General features: G+C 69.1%; 13 protein-coding genes. 4 read left to right on the forward strand and 9 right to left on the reverse strand.

Annotated features, from left to right (window positions below):
* Window positions 1–5: 5 nt before the first annotated feature.
* Window positions 6–2,411: a murein biosynthesis integral membrane protein MurJ gene (murJ, locus tag IG88_RS0114495; protein WP_031040016.1), complete on the reverse strand. Its 2,406-nt coding sequence runs from the start codon at window positions 2,409–2,411 to the stop codon at window positions 6–8.
* A 44-nt stretch (window positions 2,412–2,455) separates the two neighbouring features.
* Window positions 2,456–4,864, reverse strand: a complete 2,409-nt coding sequence (locus IG88_RS0114500; protein WP_031040018.1) for a DUF6049 family protein — start codon at window positions 4,862–4,864, stop codon at window positions 2,456–2,458.
* A gap of 226 nt (window positions 4,865–5,090) precedes the next feature.
* Here IG88_RS0114500 and IG88_RS0114505 point away from each other — a divergent pair, with 226 nt between their 5' ends.
* Window positions 5,091–6,536 carry a CCA tRNA nucleotidyltransferase gene (locus IG88_RS0114505; RefSeq protein WP_031040020.1) on the forward strand — a complete coding sequence of 482 codons (1,446 nt, stop codon included), beginning with the start codon at window positions 5,091–5,093 and terminating at the stop codon, window positions 6,534–6,536.
* Window positions 6,537–6,589: 53 nt separating this feature from the next.
* Here the strand turns inward: IG88_RS0114505 and IG88_RS0114510 are convergent, their stop codons facing one another.
* From IG88_RS0114510 to IG88_RS0114525, 4 genes are all read right to left on the reverse strand, one after another.
* Entirely contained in the window at window positions 6,590–7,183 is a 594-nt protein-coding gene (locus tag IG88_RS0114510) for an LppU/SCO3897 family protein (RefSeq protein ID WP_037835898.1), read from the reverse strand.
* 46 nt (window positions 7,184–7,229) lie between these two features.
* Window positions 7,230–8,492 carry an MFS transporter gene (locus IG88_RS0114515; RefSeq protein ID WP_031040025.1) on the reverse strand — a complete coding sequence of 421 codons (1,263 nt, stop codon included), beginning with the start codon at window positions 8,490–8,492 and terminating at the stop codon, window positions 7,230–7,232.
* A 79-nt stretch (window positions 8,493–8,571) separates the two neighbouring features.
* Window positions 8,572–9,654, reverse strand: a complete 1,083-nt coding sequence (locus tag IG88_RS0114520; RefSeq protein WP_031040027.1) for an inositol-3-phosphate synthase — start codon at window positions 9,652–9,654, stop codon at window positions 8,572–8,574.
* Between the two features lie 44 nt (window positions 9,655–9,698).
* Window positions 9,699–10,376, reverse strand: a complete 678-nt coding sequence (locus IG88_RS0114525) for a PadR family transcriptional regulator (RefSeq protein ID WP_019324689.1) — start codon at window positions 10,374–10,376, stop codon at window positions 9,699–9,701.
* A 352-nt stretch (window positions 10,377–10,728) separates the two neighbouring features.
* Between IG88_RS0114525 and IG88_RS0114530 the strand changes: the two genes are divergently transcribed.
* Entirely contained in the window at window positions 10,729–13,428 is a 2,700-nt protein-coding gene (locus tag IG88_RS0114530; RefSeq protein WP_234332148.1) for a transglycosylase domain-containing protein, read from the forward strand.
* Window positions 13,429–13,538: 110 nt separating this feature from the next.
* Entirely contained in the window at window positions 13,539–15,047 is a 1,509-nt protein-coding gene (locus IG88_RS0114535; protein WP_031040032.1) for a glycosyltransferase family 87 protein, read from the forward strand.
* Between the two features lie 97 nt (window positions 15,048–15,144).
* Here IG88_RS0114535 and IG88_RS0114540 read toward each other — a convergent pair whose 3' ends face one another.
* The 3 genes from IG88_RS0114540 to IG88_RS0114550 all read right to left on the reverse strand — a co-directional run bounded on the left by IG88_RS0114540 (window position 15,145) and on the right by IG88_RS0114550 (window position 17,804).
* Window positions 15,145–16,176, reverse strand: coding sequence for an alanine racemase (locus tag IG88_RS0114540; protein ID WP_031040035.1), 1,032 nt, complete (start codon window positions 16,174–16,176; stop codon window positions 15,145–15,147).
* 61 nt (window positions 16,177–16,237) lie between these two features.
* Window positions 16,238–17,359, reverse strand: coding sequence for a peptidoglycan bridge formation glycyltransferase FemX (gene femX, locus IG88_RS0114545; RefSeq protein WP_031040037.1), 1,122 nt, complete (start codon window positions 17,357–17,359; stop codon window positions 16,238–16,240).
* Window positions 17,360–17,498: 139 nt separating this feature from the next.
* Window positions 17,499–17,804, reverse strand: a complete 306-nt coding sequence (locus tag IG88_RS0114550) for a hypothetical protein (protein ID WP_031040040.1) — start codon at window positions 17,802–17,804, stop codon at window positions 17,499–17,501.
* Between the two features lie 276 nt (window positions 17,805–18,080).
* Here IG88_RS0114550 and rpsF point away from each other — a divergent pair, with 276 nt between their 5' ends.
* Window positions 18,081–18,371, forward strand: a complete 291-nt coding sequence (gene rpsF / locus IG88_RS0114555; RefSeq protein WP_019324683.1) for a 30S ribosomal protein S6 — start codon at window positions 18,081–18,083, stop codon at window positions 18,369–18,371.
* Window positions 18,372–18,393: the final 22 nt, after the last annotated feature.

Genomic DNA, 18,393 nt, shown 5'->3' on the forward strand with positions numbered 1-18,393 from the left:
GGGTCTCAGCGTCCCAGGCGTCCGCGCACCATGCCGACCAGAGAGTTGACCTCCTCGATGCGCATACGGCGGGCGGCGACGAAGAAGACACCGAAGAGGAGCACTCCGCCGGCCACCAGTGCTGCGACCGATCCCACGGCACCCTGGCCGAGCGCCTGGCTGATCGCGTAGCAGGCGGCACCGCCGATCAGGGCGGCCGGCACGGACGCGATGCACAGGCGGGCATAGGTGCGCATCACCCGGGCGCCGTCGAGGTCGCCACCGAGCCGCTTGCGCAGCCTGCGCCAGGCGACGCCCACGCCGATCACGTAGGCCAGGCCGTAGGAGGCGGCCATGCCGACCACGGCCCAGCGGGAGGGCAGCAGCAGGTAGCACAGGCCCGAAGCGGCGGCGTTGACCACGGCCACGATGACGGTGTTGTAGAAGGGCGTACGGGTGTCCTCGTAGGCGTAGAAGGCACGCAGGACGACGTACTGCACGGAGTACGGGATGAGACCGAGGCCGAAGGCCATCAGCATGTAGCCCATGTTGGTTGCCTCGCTGGTGCCCGAGGAGCCGAACATGAGCGTGCACATCGGGATGCCGAGCGCGAGGAAACCGAAGGACACGGGAACGATGGCCACGGCGGTGGTGCGCAGGCCCTGGGAGATGTCGTCCCGGACCGCTCCCCCGTCCTCCTCGGAGGCGGAACGGGAGATGCGGGGCAGGAGGGCGGCCATGAGGGAGACGGTGATGATGGCCTGAGGCAGGCCCCAGATGAGCTGAGCGTTGGCGTACGCGGCGAAGCCTGTGCCGTCGACGGGCGATGCCTTGCCCGCCGCGGTGGAGAGCTGGATGACGATCATGGCGCCCGCCTGGTTGGCGAGCACGAACAGAACCGTCCACTTGGCGAGGGTGATGGCCTTGCCGAGCCCGTGGCCCTTCCAGTCGAAACGGGGGCGGAGCCGGAAACCCGTCTCCCGCAGGTACGGGATCATGGCCAGGGACTGCACGATGAGGCCCAGCAGCACACCGATGCCGAGCAGGCGCTCGCCTTCCGGCGGGATGCTCGTGACCTTCATCCCCGAGCTCTCGGCGGTGCCGTAGACCCAGATGAACATGCCCAGGGTCACGATGATGACGATGTTGTTAAGGACCGGGGTCCACATCATCGCGCCGAACCTGCCGCGGGCGTTGAGGACCTGGCCCATCACCACGTGCAGACCCATGAAGAAGATGGACGGCAGGAAGTACCGGACGAAGGTGATGCCGACCTCGTTCGCAGCCGGATCGCTTGCCACCGGATTGGACAGGAGCCGGATCAGCAGGGGAGCGGCCAGGACCGTGATCAGCGTCAGGGCGCCCAGCGCCACCATGACAAGGGTCAGCAGACGGTTGGCGTAGGCCTCGCCACCGTCCTCGTCGTCCTTCATCGCGCGCACGAGCTGCGGGACGAAGACCGAGTTGAGTCCGCCGCCCACGGTGAGGATGTAGATCATCGTGGGGAGCTGGTAGGCGACCTGGAAGGTGTCACCGAGGAGGCCGACACCCAGCGCCGAGACGATCAGCGCCGACCTGACGAATCCGGTCAGCCGCGACACCATCGTGCCCGCCGCCATGACGGCGCTCGACTTCAGCAGTCCCCCCGCACGCCCGCTCTTCTTGGGCGCGGCGGCCGGCGGAGGCGCAGCGGCGGCCTCGGGTTCCTGGAGGGGAGCCTCGGCCGCCTCCGGGGTGGGCGCCACCGCGTACTGGCCGGGCGCGGGCGCCGCGTGCCGGCCGGGCGCCGGAGCGGCACCGCCGTACTGGGCGTGCGCCGGAGGGCTCCCGTACGGGCCGGGGCCCTGGTACCTGCCGTACTGTCCCTGAGCCGGTGAGGTGCCGTACTGCTCCGGGCCCGCCGTCCCGCCGTGCGGTGCCGGTCCGGGAGCGGACACGGGCGCCTGGTCGTTGTACGCGGGGTGGCCGCCGCCCTGCTGCTGGTCACGGAAGAGGTGGGCGAAGGCGTCCGGCTCGTGACGCTGGTCTCCGGCCTGGCCGACCAGGTCGTCCACGCCGACGAACTGGGTGGTGCGAGGGTCGTCGCCGTACGGCAGGTACCGCGTCGGGCCCTCCGGTTCGGGAGCCGGGGTCTGGGCCCAGAGGCGGGGGTCGGGGGCGTGGGGCGGCTGGGACGGCTGGGAGTACAGGGGCTGCTGCGGGTACGTGCCCGGGGGCGGCGGGGGGTGAGCGGCGCGGTCGTAGAGCGCCTCGGAGACCGGGTCCTGGGCGGAGAGGTCCTGCGCCCGGTAGGGGTCCTGGTCGTAGGCGTCCTGGAGGTACATGTCCGCGGGCTGCTGCGGCGGCGTCTGGCCTGGGTCCTGCGGCGGGCCCTGGGGGTGTCCCGAGCCGTCCGCGGCACGACCGCGGTCACCGTCGTACGGCGCGTTCATGGTTACCCCACCTCATCGTCCCGGGCCGACCGGCCACGACATCCTCAACGGTCCACTCTCTCACCCGTGCCGGACGGGTCGGCGCTTTCCGCTGCGGTGTCCGGTGTCGGGTCACTCGGCTGCTCCGGGTCGCCTGCCGGGGCCGGTGCCTCGGACTCCTGGGTGAGACGCGCTTGGGGGTCGTCCGGGTTCGCCGGGGCGTCCTCGGAGCTCTCGGACCTCTCCGGTGCGCCCGACGCGGTCTCGTTGCCGGTCTTCTCGGCGGCCCGGGCCGCGGCGCGCTTGCGCTGCGTGTACATCCGGAAGCCCGCCAGGACGAGCAACAGGACGCCGCCGCCGATGACGAGCATCACGGTGGCCGTGATCTCGGTGACCTTCACGTCGAAGGTGACGGGCTCGCCGTACGGCCGTCCGTCCGTCGTGTAGAGCTGGGCGATCACCGTCGCCCGGCCGTTGGCGTTGGCCGACGTGGTGAACTTCACCGACTGGCTGTGGCCGCCGGAGACCGAGATCGGCTGCTCCTGGTAGCGGGCACCGTCGATCTCGAGACGGGTGGGGTTCGTCGAGGTGAGCCGCAGGACCAGGGGGCCGACGTCCTGCACCAGGTTGTTCTGCACCGTCACCGGGATCGTGGCGCTGCGGCCGGAGAGCTTCGTCTCCGACTTGTCGATCAGTCTGACCCGGCCGGTCAGCCCGTCGAGGTACGACTTCACTCCGGCGCGGAACGACTCCGCGTCGGCGGCCCGGCCACGCCAGGACACGGAGGTCTCCCGGTTAAGGGCGCGGCCGAAGGGGGTCACGACCCGGGACGGGTCCGAGAGCACGACCTTGAAGCTTTCGAGCGCGTCCTGGGTCCGCGCGGTCTCCACGAAGGCCGACCTGGGCAGCTCCTTCTTGCGCAGCGCCGAGGGGTAGGCGGACGTGCCCGGGACCTTGGTGGTGGCGTCCGCGTCCGGCTTGGCCGCCGCGGCGGCCGCCAGCTTCTGGGACTGGGACCAGGTGCCGCTCTGCAGGGCCCGCAGCGCTTCGGCCATCGCGCGGGCCTGGCTGCCGGAGGGCATGCGCTGCGGGGCCACGACGACACTGCGCTGCTTGTCGGTCTGCAGGCCCAGGCCGAGGCTCTGGGCGAGGAAGTGCTGCACGGCGAGCGTGGAAGCGGACGCCGTGGTCAGGTCCCCCTCGAACGCCGTGGACAGCCGGGCGTCCGCCACGACGGCCGTGGTGCCGCCGCCGATGGGGCGGGCGGCGGACGGTGTGTAGGGCAGGCCGTTGGCCTCCTGGAGGCTGTCGCTGCGGGCGATCACCTTGTCGGCGCCCGCGGAGGTGGCCACCTTGATGATCGACCGGTCGACGGCGCCGTCCACGGGCCAGGCGAAGTCGGTGCTCGGCTTCACATGGAGGATCGGCTCGACGGTGTTGGCGACGACGTCCGTCGCGTCCTTGAGCTGGCTCAGGGAGCCGGTGACGTCCGTGCCGTTGTGGGCCAGGGACGCCAGGTCGGGGTCGGCGAAGGGGAGGGCCACGACCTCCTTGTCGGCCACCGCGTCCTGCAGGTTGGCGAGCCACTGCTTGGCGACCGCCTGGTGGGTTCCGGCGGTGGTCCTGTCCCCGTCCCGGACGCTGTAGCTGCCGGTCATCGCGTCGACGGACGCCAGCAGGTCCGGGTCGACCACCCAGGTGACGTCGAGGTCCTTGCCCAGGGCCACCATCTGGTCGAGACGGCCGCCGGGAGAGATCTCCTTCGCCAGGTCGTCGTTGAGGAAGACCGGTGTCTGCTCCTCGTTCGGCCCCGTTTCGGCGGCCATGTGTGTCGTCGAGACGAGCGGCCACAGCGCCGTGGTCTTGGTTCTGGTGCCGGCCCCGTCGGGCTGCCACGGCAGGAAGGTCCGCTGGATCCCGAGGACCTGCTGCCAGGGCTGGGCGGAGGTCTCGCCGGACAGCGAGACCGCGAACTCGTAGACGCCGTCGGAACCGAGGTTGAGGTCGTCCACCGGAACGGAGATGTTGAAGTGCTCGGCGACGCCGGGGGCGAGCTTGGAGAACTTCTCGGTGTACTTGTTGTCGATCTCCGGAGGGATGGAGCCCTGGATGTCGTCGCTGTCCTTGGCGATCGCGTCGACGGACGAGCGGGTGTCGATCTGCGGCCCGACGCGCAGGCCCACGTGGGCGTCGGTGACGGCTCGCTTGCCCTGGTTGGTCACGGTGCCCGACACGGTCACCGTGTCCCCGTCCGTGGGCGCGGAGGGGGTGAGCGAATCGACGGCCACCGCGACCGAGCCCGAGCCGGAGTCGGCGAGGGCGGCGGTCGCCTCCCGGGCGTGCGCCGGGGAGGCGGCGGAGATCTGGACCAGGCCGGCCAGCAACGGCGCCCCGGCGAGCAGTGCCGTGGTGCGCCGGAGCCACCGGCGGGCAGGTGAGGCACTGGTCCCCTGGAAGTCTGCCGCCTCGGCCACGCGCTCGCCCGTCCCTAGTCGTGATCAGTGGTCGTCGGAATGTGCGTCCACGCATGGTAACGATGTGCGGCGAAGGGAAGTGCCGCGGAGTGCGCCACAAGATCCGCTGCGGGAACGGGGTTCCGTGTATGTGCCCCTATAAAGGGAGCGGTGCCGAAGTGGGGGATTCGGTGCGCGCCCCATGGAGGCGCTTGTCTCCCGCACGGGCCACGTACCCTGTTCTGTTGTGCCGAACGCCAACGAAGCCAGCCCCAGTGTCCTGAGCCAGGAGCAGCACCGCGCGGTCAACGAGCCGCTGCGGATCGCCCCTGTCGCCGACGATCTAGCCCGCCGTTTCCAGGAGGCGGGGTTCTCGCTCGCCCTGGTCGGCGGCTCGGTCCGGGACGCCTTGCTCGGGCGGCTCGGCAACGACCTGGACTTCACCACCGACGCCCGCCCTCAGGACGTACTGAAGATCATGCGTCCGTGGGCCGACGCGGTCTGGGAGGTCGGCATCGCCTTCGGCACGGTCGGCGGGCAGAAGGACGGCTGGCAGATCGAGGTGACCACCTACCGCTCGGAGGCGTACGACCGCACGTCGCGCAAGCCCGAGGTGTCCTACGGCGACTCCATCGAGGAGGACCTCGTCCGGCGCGACTTCACCGTGAACGCTATGGCCGTCGCGCTTCCGGAGAAGGAGTTCATCGACCCGCACGGCGGACTCGACGACCTCGCGGCCGGCGTGCTGCGTACTCCGGGGACTCCCGAGGACTCCTTCTCGGACGACCCGCTCCGCATGATGCGGGCCGCGCGATTCGCCGCACAGCTCGACTTCGTGGTGGCTCCGGAGGTCGTCAAGGCGATGCGGGACATGGCCGGGCGCATCGACATCGTCTCGGCCGAGCGGGTCAGGGACGAACTGAACAAGCTCATCCTCTCCGCGCACCCCCGCAAGGGACTGACCCTGCTGGTGGAGACGGGCCTAGCCGAGCGGGTCCTGCCCGAGCTGCCGGCCCTGCGGCTGGAGCGTGACGAGCACCACCGGCACAAGGACGTCTACGACCACACGCTCATCGTCCTGGAACAGGCGATGGCCCTGGAGAACGAGGGCCCCGACCTGACCCTGCGCCTGGCCGCCCTGCTGCACGACATCGGCAAGCCGCGCACCCGTCGCTTCGAGAAGGACGGCCGGGTCTCGTTCCACCACCACGAGGTGGTCGGCGCCAAGATGACGAAGAAGCGCATGGTCGCGCTCAAGTACCCCAACGACCTGGTGAAGGACGTCTCGCGCCTGGTCGAGCTGCACCTGCGCTTCCACGGCTACGGCACCGGCGAGTGGACGGACTCCGCGGTCCGCCGCTATGTCCGGGACGCCGGGCCGCTGCTCGACCGCCTGCACAAGCTGACGCGGTCGGACTGCACGACGCGCAACAAGCGCAAGGCGTCGGCTCTCTCCCGTGCGTACGACGGTCTGGAGGAGCGCATCGCGCAGCTTCAGGAGCAGGAGGAGCTGGACGCGATCCGGCCGGACCTGGACGGCAACCAGATCATGGAGATCCTCGGTGTCCGGCCCGGCCCGGCCGTCGGCCAGGCGTACAAGCACCTGCTGGAGCTGCGCCTGGAGAACGGGCCGATGGGTCACGACGCGGCGGTGGCGGCGCTCAAGGACTGGTGGTCCGAGCAACAGTCATGACGAGGCGGAGGGATGTTTCACGTGAAACGTCCCTCCGCCCGAGCTGCTCTGCCCTACTTGTCCTTCAGGCAGAGCAGGAAGTCGCTGCCGCTGCCGCTCTCGGTGTACGAGTACTGGAAGTCCTTGGCCTCTTCCGAGCACTTGGTTTCGGCGGTGAGGGCCGAGAAGGAGCCCTCGATCTTGGCCAGCACCACGTACTGGGCCTTGGCGTCACCGCAGTCCACGACCTCGAGGTCCGGGTTGGTGTCGCTGCTGCTGCCCCTGTGCATGCAGTCCCCGACCGCAGCCGTGTCGGCGTCGTCCCGGCTGGCGATGTAGCCGCCGACCGCGACACCCACGACGACCACCGCGATGACGATGTTCTTGATCGTCTTGAAGCTCAGCTTGCGGCGGGCCGGCTGCGGCGGGACGGGGGCGTACGGGGCACCCTGCGGCGGGAAACCGGGCTGGCCGGCCTGCTGCGGGAAGCCCGGCTGTCCCTGGGCGTAGGGGTTCTGCCCCTGGGGCTGCTGCGGAGCCTGCGGCTGGTTCTGCGTGAACGGGTTGCCCTGAGGCGGCGGCTGGGTGGTCACTGGGGGTCCCCCTGAAATAGGTGCGTGTCGCGGACATGGCGCGAGATAAGACGCACGTAAGCTACCGGGTCCCACTGACAACTCTGTAGCCCGGTGGTGCTCTGTGTCACTGATGTGACACTTATCGGCCCTCATACCGTCCCATAGCTGCCGCAACTGCTCCGTAGATCACGGCGACCGTCACGACCAGCGGAACCGACCGGCCGTCCGGCGGCAGCATGAGCGCCGCCACCCCCGCCGCGCCCACGAAGGCCACGTTGAACAGCACGTCGTAGACGGAGAAGATCCGGCCGCGGAAGGTGTCGTCGACCGAGAACTGCACCACCGTGTCGGTCGCGATCTTCGCCCCCTGGGTCGTCAGGCCCAGCACGAACGCGGCGGCGAGCAGCGGCGCCGTGGCGAACGGGAGACCCAGCGCCGGCACCAGCACGGTGGCGACCGCCGCACAGACGGCCATCCAGCGACCAGGACCCAGTCGCCCCGCTGCCCAGGGCGTGACCACGGCGGCCGCGAAGAAACCCGCCCCGGACACCCCGAGCGCCAGTCCCAGCAGGGCGAGCCCCTCGTCGGTGCCGGAGGTCAGGGCGTACCGGCACAGCATCAGCAGCATGACCAGCAGGGCGCCGTAGCAGAACCGCATCAGTGTCATGCCGGCGAGCGCCCAGGCCGCTTCCCGGCGGGCGGGCGCGGCGAGATGCCGTACGCCTGCCGCGAGGTCGCGGACGGTGGCCGTGAGCGCCGAGGTCAGCCTCGGCGGCACGAGCTCCGGGTCGGGGCCCAGCAGTTCCACGGCGATCCGGAGCGACGCCAGGGCGCCGCACAGGTAGAGGGCCGCGCCGAGCAGCACCACTGCGGCGTCGGAGTCCGAGACCACGAGGCGTACGACGAACGCGAGGCCGCCGCCCGCCGTCGCGGCGAGGGTGCCGGCCGTCGGGGAGAGGGAGTTGGCGATCACCAGCCGCTCGGCGTCGACCACCCGGGGCAGCGCGGCGGACAGGCCCGCCAGGACGAAACGGTTGACGGCGGTGACGCAGAGGGCGGAGACGTAGAAGAGCCAGTCGGGGACGGAGGCGATCATCAGCACCGCCGTCACCGAGGCCAGCACGGCGCGCAGCAGGTTGCCGTACAGGAAGACCTGGCGGCGGCGCCAGCGGTCCAGCAGGACCCCGGCGAAGGGGCCGACCAGGGAGTACGGGAGGAGCAGCACCGCCATCGCGGAGGCGATCGCGGCTGCGGAAGTCTGTTTCTCCGGGGCGAAGACGACGTAGGTGGCGAGCGCGACCTGGTAGACGCCGTCGGCGCCCTGGGAGAGCAGACGGACGGCGAGCAGGTGCCGAAACCCCTTCAGGCGCAGCAGGATGCGCAGGTCACGGACGACGGCCATGGGGCACAGCCTCACATACGGGAAGGGTCCCCGGGTCATGCGACCCGGGGACCCTCGGCAGACCGGGGTCAGCGGCTTGTCAGCGCTCGACCTCGCCCGCGATGAACTTCTCGACGTTGGCGTGGGCCTCGTCGTCGAAGTACTGGACCGGCGGGGACTTCATGAAGTAGCTGGACGCCGACAGGATCGGGCCGCCGATGCCGCGGTCCTTGGCGATCTTCGCGGCGCGCAGGGCGTCGATGATGACACCGGCCGAGTTCGGGGAGTCCCAGACCTCGAGCTTGTACTCCAGGTTCAGCGGGACGTCGCCGAAGGCGCGGCCCTCGAGGCGGACGTAGGCCCACTTGCGGTCGTCCAGCCAGGCGACGTAGTCGGACGGGCCGATGTGGACGTTGTCCGCACCCAGGTCGCGGTCGGGGATCTGGGAGGTGACGGCCTGCGTCTTGGAGATCTTCTTGGACTCCAGGCGCTCGCGCTCGAGCATGTTCTTGAAGTCCATGTTGCCGCCGACGTTCAGCTGCATCGTGCGGTCCAGGACGACGCCCCGGTCCTCGAACAGCTTCGCCATGACGCGATGCGTGATGGTGGCGCCGACCTGCGACTTGATGTCGTCGCCGACGATCGGGACGCCCGCCTCGGTGAACTTGTCCGCCCACTCCTTGGTGCCGGCGATGAAGACCGGGAGGGCGTTGACGAAGGCGACCTTGGCGTCGATGGCGCACTGGGCGTAGTACTTCGCCGCGTCCTCGGAGCCGACGGGCAGGTAGCAGACCAGGACGTCGACCTGCTTGTCCTTGAGGACCTGGACGATGTCGACCGGCTCCTCGGCGGACTCCTCGATGGTCTGGCGGTAGTACTTGCCGAGACCGTCGTGGGTGTGGCCGCGCTGGACCTGGACGCCGGTGTTCGGCACGTCGCAGATCTTGATGGTGTTGTTCTCGGAGGCGCCGATGGCGTCCGCGAGGTCCAGGCCGACCTTCTTGGCGTCCACGTCGAAGGCGGCGACGAACTCGATGTCACGGACGTGGTAGTCGCCGAACTGGACGTGCATCAGACCGGGGACCTTGGACGCCGGGTCGGCGTCCTTGTAGTACTCGACGCCCTGCACCAGCGATGCGGCGCAGTTGCCCACACCGACGATGGCTACGCGAACCGAACCCATTCCGGTTGCTCCCTGTGTGTACGAGTGAGGCCCTGACTGGGCGCTCACGTGGCGGTGTCGCCGGGCGTATCCGGCCGGGGGTCGTCCCCCGGCCGGGGCAGGCCGCCCGTCGCTCCAGATGTCGTGTCCTGTTGAGCGGTCCCCTCGGCGGCGGAACCCCTGAGGTCCCGCCCCGCCCGCTCGCTCTCGATGAGCTCGTTCAGCCAGCGCACTTCGCGCTCCACGGACTCCATACCGTGGCGCTGGAGCTCGAGCGTGTAGTCGTCGAGTCGCTCCCGGGTGCGGGCCAGGGAGGCCCGCATCTTCTCCAGGCGCTCCTCCAGCCGGCTGCGCCGGCCCTCGAGTACGCGCATGCGTACGTCCCGCGACGTCTGGCCGAAGAACGCGAAGCGCGCGGCGAAGGTCTCGTCCTCGTACGCGTCCGGCCCCGTCTGGGACAGGAGCTGCTCGAAGTGTTCCTTGCCGTCGGCCGTCAACCGGTAGACGATCTTGGCGCGGCGTCCCGTGAGGGAAGCGGCGGCCTCGCCGACGTTCCCCGGTTCCTCGATCAACCAGCCGTTGGCGACCAGCGTCTTGAGGCAGGGATAGAGCGTCCCGTAGCTGAACGCCCGGAACACACCCAGCGAAGTGTTGAGCCGTTTACGCAGCTCATAGCCGTGCATCGGGGACTCGCGGAGCAGGCCGAGTACGGCGAACTCGAGGATGCCGGATCTCCGGCTCATCGTCGCCTCCTCTCGCCCTTATGCCGCGCTGATGTATCGACTCGATACATCAGCACGATAGAACGCCCCTCCGCGTGCGACAAGGGGGGAACTGGTGAACGGGATCACATCAGGGTTTCAACGCGAGCAAGTTGCCTGATTTGAGGTGAACTTCGGGCCTCGGAGGTTTTGACGGTGCGTAGTGTGTGCGCCATGCGAACCACCGGGAACCGAGCGACGCGTGGGGGCGTCCCTGTCCCCGGTGCAGTACGGGTGAATGCGGAAGGGGCCGCATCCGTACTTCGGGGGGACCGGAAACCAGCCGCCTTTACCAGGCGCGCAAGGGTGCGCCTGCCCGAGGAGTAGTCGTTCGATGAGCGAGCACCGTCGCAAACCGCCGCAGCCGCAGGGAGGCGGACGTGCCGCGGCCCGACGCGGTCAGTCCGGCTCGTCCTCCGGCCGCCGTGCGGCACCGCGAGGCGCCACAGGGTCTCCGTCCGGCTCGTACGGTCCGGAGAACGAGGAGCGTGCGTACGGCAGCCGTGCCGAAGCCCGGCGCGCGGCACAGCGGAACGGGGGCGGCCGTCGCAGAGCGGCCGAACCGGGCCGCGGCGGCCGGCGAGGGGCGTCCGGCGGCTCGGCGGCGGCCGGGCGCGGGCGTGCCGCCGCACCCGGCAAGAAGCGGCTGATCGACTACCCGCGCCACGACAAGGACGGGTGGCACCGCTGGGTGCCTTCCTGGAGGCTGGTCTCCGGGCTCTGCATCGCGTTCTTCGGCTGCCTGGTCGGCGCCGCCGGTCTCGCGTACGCCATGGTGACCATTCCTGTCATCGACGAGAGCGCCACGGCGCAGAACAACGTCTACTACTGGGCCGACAACACCCAGATGGTGGCCACGGGCGGTGACCGCAACCGCCAGAGCGTCGATCTCTCGCAGATCCCGAAGGAGATGCGCAACGCCGTCATCTCGCAGGAGAACAAGACGTTCTACTCCGACAGCGGCATCGACCCCAAGGGCATCGCCCGCGCCGTGTTCAACATGGCCAAGGGCGGTGACACGCAGGGTGGGTCCACCATCACCCAGCAGTACGTGAAGAACGCGATGCTGAACGACCAGTCGCAGACGATCTCCCGCAAGGTCAAGGAGATCTTCGTCTCGATCAAGGTCGGTGCCGACGTCTCCAAGGACGACATCCTCGAGGGCTACCTGAACTCGGCCTACTACGGCCGCGGCGCCTACGGCATCCAGGCGGCTTCGCGGGCGTACTTCAACGTCGACGCCGTCGACCTCAACCCGGGGCAGTGCGCCTTCCTGTCGGCGATGCTCAAGGGCGCGACCTACTACGACCCGGCGGGGTCGGTCTCCATCGACCCGGCGGCCACCCCGGAAGCCAACAAGAAGCGCGCCCACTCCCAGATGCAGGACACCCTGGACAAGATGGTGGAGTACGGGCACCTCAGCCAGGCGGAACGGGCCAAGTACACCGAGTTGCCCACCACGAAGAACCCGCAGTCGAACGCGAAGCTGGGCGGCCAGATCGGTTATCTCGTCCGGCTCGCCAAGTCCTCCGTGCTCAAGAGCGGCAAGGTGACGGAGCAGCAACTGGAGAAGGGCGGCTACTCGATCTACACGACCTTCGAGAAGAAGAAGGTCGACGAGATGGAGAAGGCCGTTCAGAAGGTCTACAAGGAGAAGATCGACCCCAAGAAGCGCCCCGAGACGGACACCCACGTGCAGTTCGGCGGGGCGTCCATCGACACCCGGACGGGGGCCATCAAGGCCATCTACGGCGGCGAGGACGCCACCAAGCACTTCACCAACAACGCCGACGTGACCGGTGCCCAGGTCGGTTCGACGTTCAAGCCGTTCGTGCTCGCGGCGGCGATGAAGTGGGGTGTGCGCGATCCGGACCTCGGCCCTGTCCAGGCCCAGGACGAGCGCACCATCGTCTCTCCGAAGAGCCTCTACAGCGGCAAGAACAATCTCAAGATCAATAACTACGACGGGTCGATCTGGGAGAACGAGAAGGGCGAGCAGTGGCGGCAGGAGAACGACGGTCAGGACAACGTCGGTGAGCCGCCGAACTACAAGATCGACCTCCGGGAGGCGATGCGGGAGTCGGTGAACTCCGCCTACGTGCAGCTCGGCATGGATGTGGGCCTGGACAAGGTGAAGGAGGCCGCCGTCGACTCCGGGCTCCTGGAGGACAGTCTGACCGGCGCCGACTTCCCGTCCTTCTCCCTCGGTATCTCGGACCCCAGTGCCATCCGCATGGCGGGCGCGTACGCCACCTTCGCGGACAGCGGCAAGCACCGTGAGCCGTACTCCGTCACCAAGGTGACGAGCAAGGACGGCACGATCTACACGCACAAGGTCGAGGAGAAGCAGGCATTCACGGCCCAGGTCGCGGACAACGTCACCGACATCCTGAAGACGGTCGTCCAGGACGGAACGGGTAAGAACGCCAGGCTTCCCGGCCGCGAGGTGGCGGGCAAGACCGGTACGACGGACGGCAACCGGTCCGCCTGGTTCGTGGGCTACACCCCGCAGCTCTCGACCGCGATCAGCATGTACCGCTACCCGGACGACGAGACGATGAAGGACCGCACGTTCCTGGAGATGTATGGGACGGGTGGCGAGAAGAAGATCCACGGTGCCTCCTTCCCGTCCACGATCTGGAAGGACTACATGTCGGAGGCGGTGAAGGGCTTGAAGGCGGAGAAGTTCCCGGCGCCGCAGCCCATCGGCGAGGTCGTCAACGCCGCCCCGTCGCCGACCCCGACGCCCTCCCCCTCCCCCTCCGCGTCCGAGACCGAGGAGACCACTCCGTCTCCGACTCCGTCACCCAGCGACACGGAGACCGCCCCCTCACCTCCCGCGCCGAGCAATACGTGCGGTGTCTTCGACTGGAACTGTGACGACGGGAGCAACCCCGGCAACGGCAACGGGGGCAATGGCCCGGGCGGCTCCGAGGGCAGTGAATCGCCTTCACCGACGTCCAGTGAGACGGGTGAAGAGGGCGACAACAACGGAAACAGCCGCGGAAACACCATCTGGGGCGCGAACGGTTAGCCGCAAGCCGGGTGTTTCACGTGAAACACCCATGAGTTTCACGTGAAACGGGGCCGCCGCACCCACGAGGGTGCGGCGGCCCCGGCGTGTTCCCGGGTGCGTACGGCAGGATGGCCCCCATGCCCAGCGCAGAATCGACGCCAGCGAGCGTGCACGAGCCGGACCCAGTACGGCCGACACAGCAGGACCCGGTTGCCGCGGCCGGCAGCGAACTGATCGGCGGCCCGATGGGCCGACGTGCCCTGCTCGGCACCTCCTGGTGGACCCCTGTGCGGGTGATCGCCCTCGTGGCGATCGGCATGTTCGCCCTGGGACTGGTCCAGAAAGCCCCGTGCTACAACGGCGCCTGGTTCTTCGGAGCAAGCTCGCAGTACACCCACGCGTGCTACTCGGACATCCCGCACCTCTACCAGGGCCGTGGGTTCGTCGACGGGCTCGTGCCGTACTTCGACAAGCTCCCCGGCGACATGGAGTACCTGGAGTACCCCGTGCTGACCGGTCTGTTCATGGAGGTCGCGTCCTGGCTCACGCCCGGCAGCGGCACCATCCAGGACCAGGAGCAGTGGTACTGGATGGTCAACGCCGGGTTGCTCATGGTCTGTGCGGCCGTCATCGCCGTCTGCGTGACGCGCACCCATGCCCGGCGCCCCTGGGACGGCCTGCTGGTCGCCCTGGCCCCCGCCTTCGCGCTGACCGCCACCGTCAACTGGGACCTGCTGGCGGTCGCCCTGACGGCCGCGGCCCTCCTCATGTGGTCCCGGGAGCGTCCGCTGGCCTTCGGCGTGCTGCTGGGCCTGGCCACGGCCGCCAAGCTCTACCCCTTCCTGATCCTCGGTCCCCTGCTCGTCCTGTGCTGGCGCGCGGGCAAATGGCGGCCGTTCGGAACAGCGCTGGGGGGCGCGGCCCTCGCCTGGCTCGTCGTGAACCTGCCGGTGATGCTCTTTGCCTTCGACGGCTGGTCGAAGTTCTACACGTTCAGCCAGGAACGGGGAGTGGACTTCGGGTCCTTCTGGCTGATCCTGGCCCAGAACTCCGACGACCCGCTCAGCACCGAGACCGTCAACACACTCGCCACGCTCCTGATGCTGCTGTGCTGCGGTGCCGTCGCGGCGCTCACGCTGGCCGCTCCCCGGCGCCCGCGGTTCGCGCAGCTCGCCTTCCTGATCGTCGCGGCCTTCATCCTCACCAACAAGGTCTACTCACCGCAGTACGTGCTCTGGCTGGTGCCGCTGGCCGTGCTGGCCCGGCCGAAATGGCAGGACTTCCTGATCTGGCAGGCGTGCGAGGTGGCGTACTTCCTCGGCATCTGGATGTACCTCGCGTACACGACCAGCGGCGACGCCCACAAGGGACTGCCGACGGACGGCTACCACTGGGCCATCGGCCTGCACCTGCTCGGGACCCTGTTCCTGTGCGCCATGGTCGTGCGCGACATCCTGATGCCGGACCGGGACCCAGTCCGGCGGACGGGCGAGGACGACCCGTCGGGCGGTGTGCTGGACGGCGCGGAGGACGTCTTCGTCCTGGGCCCCGCGGCTCGTACCGAGCCCCTGGCGCCCCACTTCGAGGGACCACAGGTGCACTGGGGCAAGGACCGCGAACCCGGCGGTTCGCTCTGAGCGAACGCGCGGCGCGAACACGCAAAAGGCCGTACACGACGGTCACGAGGATCGTCAGGACGTCGTGTACGGCCTGCGAGCCGGTACGGCCCGCTTGCTAGCGGTCGAGGATGCGGTCGAACTGCGTGGTGGTGTGCCGCAGGTGGGCCACCAGCTCGTCGCCCACCTTGGGCTCCGCCGCGTCCGAGGGGACGAACAGGATCGACACCTGCATGTGCGGCGGCTCCGCGAACCAGCGCTGCTTGCCGCTCCAGACGAACGGCGAGAGGTTCCGGTTGACCGTGGCGAGGCCGGCCCGGGCGACGCCCTTGGCCCGCGGCATGACGCCGTGCAGCGCCTTCGGCGCCTCCAGACCCACCCCGTGCGACGTGCCGCCCGCCACGACCACCAGGAAGCCGTCCGAAGCGGCCTTCTGCTGCCGGTAGCCGAAACGCTCGCCCTTGGTGACGCGTGTGACGTCCAGGACCGCGCCGCGGTACTCGGTGGCCTCGTGGTCGCCCAGCCACAGCCGGGTCCCGATCCGGGCGCGGAAGCGGGTCTGCGGGAACTGCTGCTGGAGCCGGGCCAGCTCGTCGGCCTTGAGGTGGCTGACGAACATGGTGTGCAGCGGCAGCCGGGCCGCGCGCAGCCGGTCCATCCAGCCGATGACCTCCTCGACGGCGTCCGAGCCGTCGGTACGGTCCAGCGGCAGGTGGATGGCGAAGCCCTCGAGCCGGACGTTCTCTATGGCGGCGTGCAGCTGCGGCAGGTCCTGCTCGCTGATGCCGTGCCGCTTCATCGAGGACATCACCTCGATGACCACCCGCGCGCCCACGAGGCCGTACACGCCGTCGATGGACGACACCGAGCGCACGACCCGGTCGGGCAGCGGGACGGGCTCCTCACCGCGCCGGTACGGCGTGAGGACCAGCAGGTCCCCGCCGAAGAAGTCCTTGATGCGGGCGGCCTCGTAGGTGGTGCCGACGGCCAGTACGTCCGAGCCCAGCCGCGTGGCCTCCTCCGCCAGCCGCTCGTGACCGAATCCGTAGCCGTTGCCCTTGCAGACCGGGACGAGCCCGGGGAACTGCTCCTGCACGTGCTTGTGGTGCGCCCGCCAGCGCGCGGTGTCGACGTAGAGCGTGAGCGCCATGGCCGGACCTGGAACCTTTCTCGTGGCTGTCAGAGGTGCGGATCGGGGATGGGCTGTGCGGTCAGCGCCGCGACATGTAGATGTCGAGCGCCTTGTGGAGCAGCTTGTTCAGCGGGAAGTCCCACTCGCCGAGGTACTCGGCCGCCTGACCGCCCGTACCCACCTTGAACTGGATCAGGCCGAAGAGGTGGTCGCTCTCGTCGAGGGAGTCGGAGATGCCGCGCAGGTCGTAGACGGTGGCGCCCAGCGCGTAGGCGTCGCGCAGCATCGCCCACTGCATGGCGTTGGACGGCCGGACCTCGCGGCCGATGTTGTCCGAGGCGCCGTAGGAGTACCAGACGTGCCCGCCGACGACCAGCATCGTCGCGGCCGACAGGTTCACCCCGTTGTGCCGGGCGAAGTACAGCCGCATGCGGTTCGGGTCCTCGTTGTTGAGGGCCGCCCACATGCGCTGGAAGTACGACAGCGGACGCGGCCGGAAGTGGTCGCGCACGGCCGTGATCTCGTACAGCCGCTGCCACTCCTCGAGGTCGTGGTAGCCGCCCTGGACCACCTCGACACCGGCCTTCTCCGCCTTCTTGATGTTGCGGCGCCACAACTGGTTGAAGTTCTTGTGGACCTCTTCCAGGGAGCGGTTGGCCAGCGGTACCTGGAAGACGTAGCGGGGCTGCACGTCACCGAAGCCGGCGCCGCCGTCCTCGCCCTGCTGCCAGCCCATGCGCCGCAGCTTGTCGGCCACCTCGAAGGCGCGGGGCTCGATGTGGTCCGCCTCTATGTCCCGCAGACGCTTGACGTCGGGGTCCTGGATGCCCTTCTTGATGGAAGCCGCGTCCCAGCGCCGGATGATCACCGGCGGACCCATCTTCACGGAGAAGGCGCCCTGCTGCTTGAGGTGCGCCAGCATCGGCTCCATCCACTCCTGGAGGTTCGGCGCGAACCAGTTGATGACCGGGCCCTCGGGGAGATAGGCGAGGTAACGCTTGATCTTGGGAAGCTGCCGGTAGAGGACGAGACCCACGCCGACCAGCTGACCGGTCCGGTCGTCGAACCAGCCGAGGTTCTCCGAGCGCCATTCCGCCTTGACGTCCGCCCATGCCGGGACCTGCATGTGACTCGCCGCAGGCAGACTCTGGATGTAGGCCAGATGCTGCTCGCGACTGATGGTCCTCAGGGTCAGGCTCATTCGGGGCGCTCCTCGGGCTGGTGTGTCCCCATGGGTTCAGGGGCTCCGGCTCTCGCGCGAAGCCTACTGCGCCCTGTGAGCGCCCCGTTCGGCGTACGGCTGGAAGAAGTGGCGCCGGCCGGGCGGCCGGCACCGCGGATCAGCCGACGAAGCCGCCGTGGTAGATGCCGAAGAACAGACCGAACGCGGAGGCGCCGAGACCCAGCACCAGCCCGAAGCGCTCCCGTGTCGTCTCGGAGACGTACTGGCCGTACCCGCCGCTCAGGACGCCCAGCAGCCCTGCCCAGGAGGTCAGGATGTGCAGCCCCCGGAAGCTCGCGGTGGCGAGGGCGAGAACGCCGAGGACCACGGTCACGGCCAGCAGCGCGTCCTGGAGGGGGTGTGGTCTGCCGTCCGTGGCTAGCAAGCCGGTCCGGGGCTTGGCGGGTCGCATGATGTGTGCCATGGAGAACCTCCTGCCGAAGGCAGTGTGTTTTCGCCCTCACATCCCTGACTACCGATTGTGTCCCCTCCGGGCCTGATTTCAACCGCAAGGCGGCGGCCGGGTACGCTGTACCTTCCGCACCGGTGTCTGTTGCCGGCCACGGACCGGGCCGCCTCCACGGAGGAGGCCCGATTGTCAGTGGGTCCTGGTTTACTCGTTGATGCCGGTGCGAACGCATCGCAACCCTCCTGCCACGGAACGACCGTGGCCGCTGAGTCCAAAGGAGGTGGGTTCCACATGCGTCACTACGAGGTGATGGTCATCCTCGACCCCGATCTCGAGGAGCGCTCTGTCTCCCCGCTGATCGAGAACTTCCTCTCTGTCGTCCGTGACGGCGGCGGAAAGGTCGAGAAGGTCGACACCTGGGGCCGTCGTCGTCTCTCGTACGAGATCAAGAAGAAGCCCGAGGGCATCTACTCGGTCATCGACCTGCAGGCCGAGCCTGCGGTCGTCAAGGAGCTCGACCGCCAGATGAACCTGAACGAGTCGGTCCTCCGGACCAAGGTCCTCCGTCCCGAGACCCACTGAGCCTCCCGCTCAGCTCGATCCC

The sequence above is a fragment of the Streptomyces sp. NRRL F-5650 genome (assembly GCF_000721365.1).
GTDB lineage: Bacteria > Actinomycetota > Actinomycetes > Streptomycetales > Streptomycetaceae > Streptomyces > Streptomyces ardesiacus.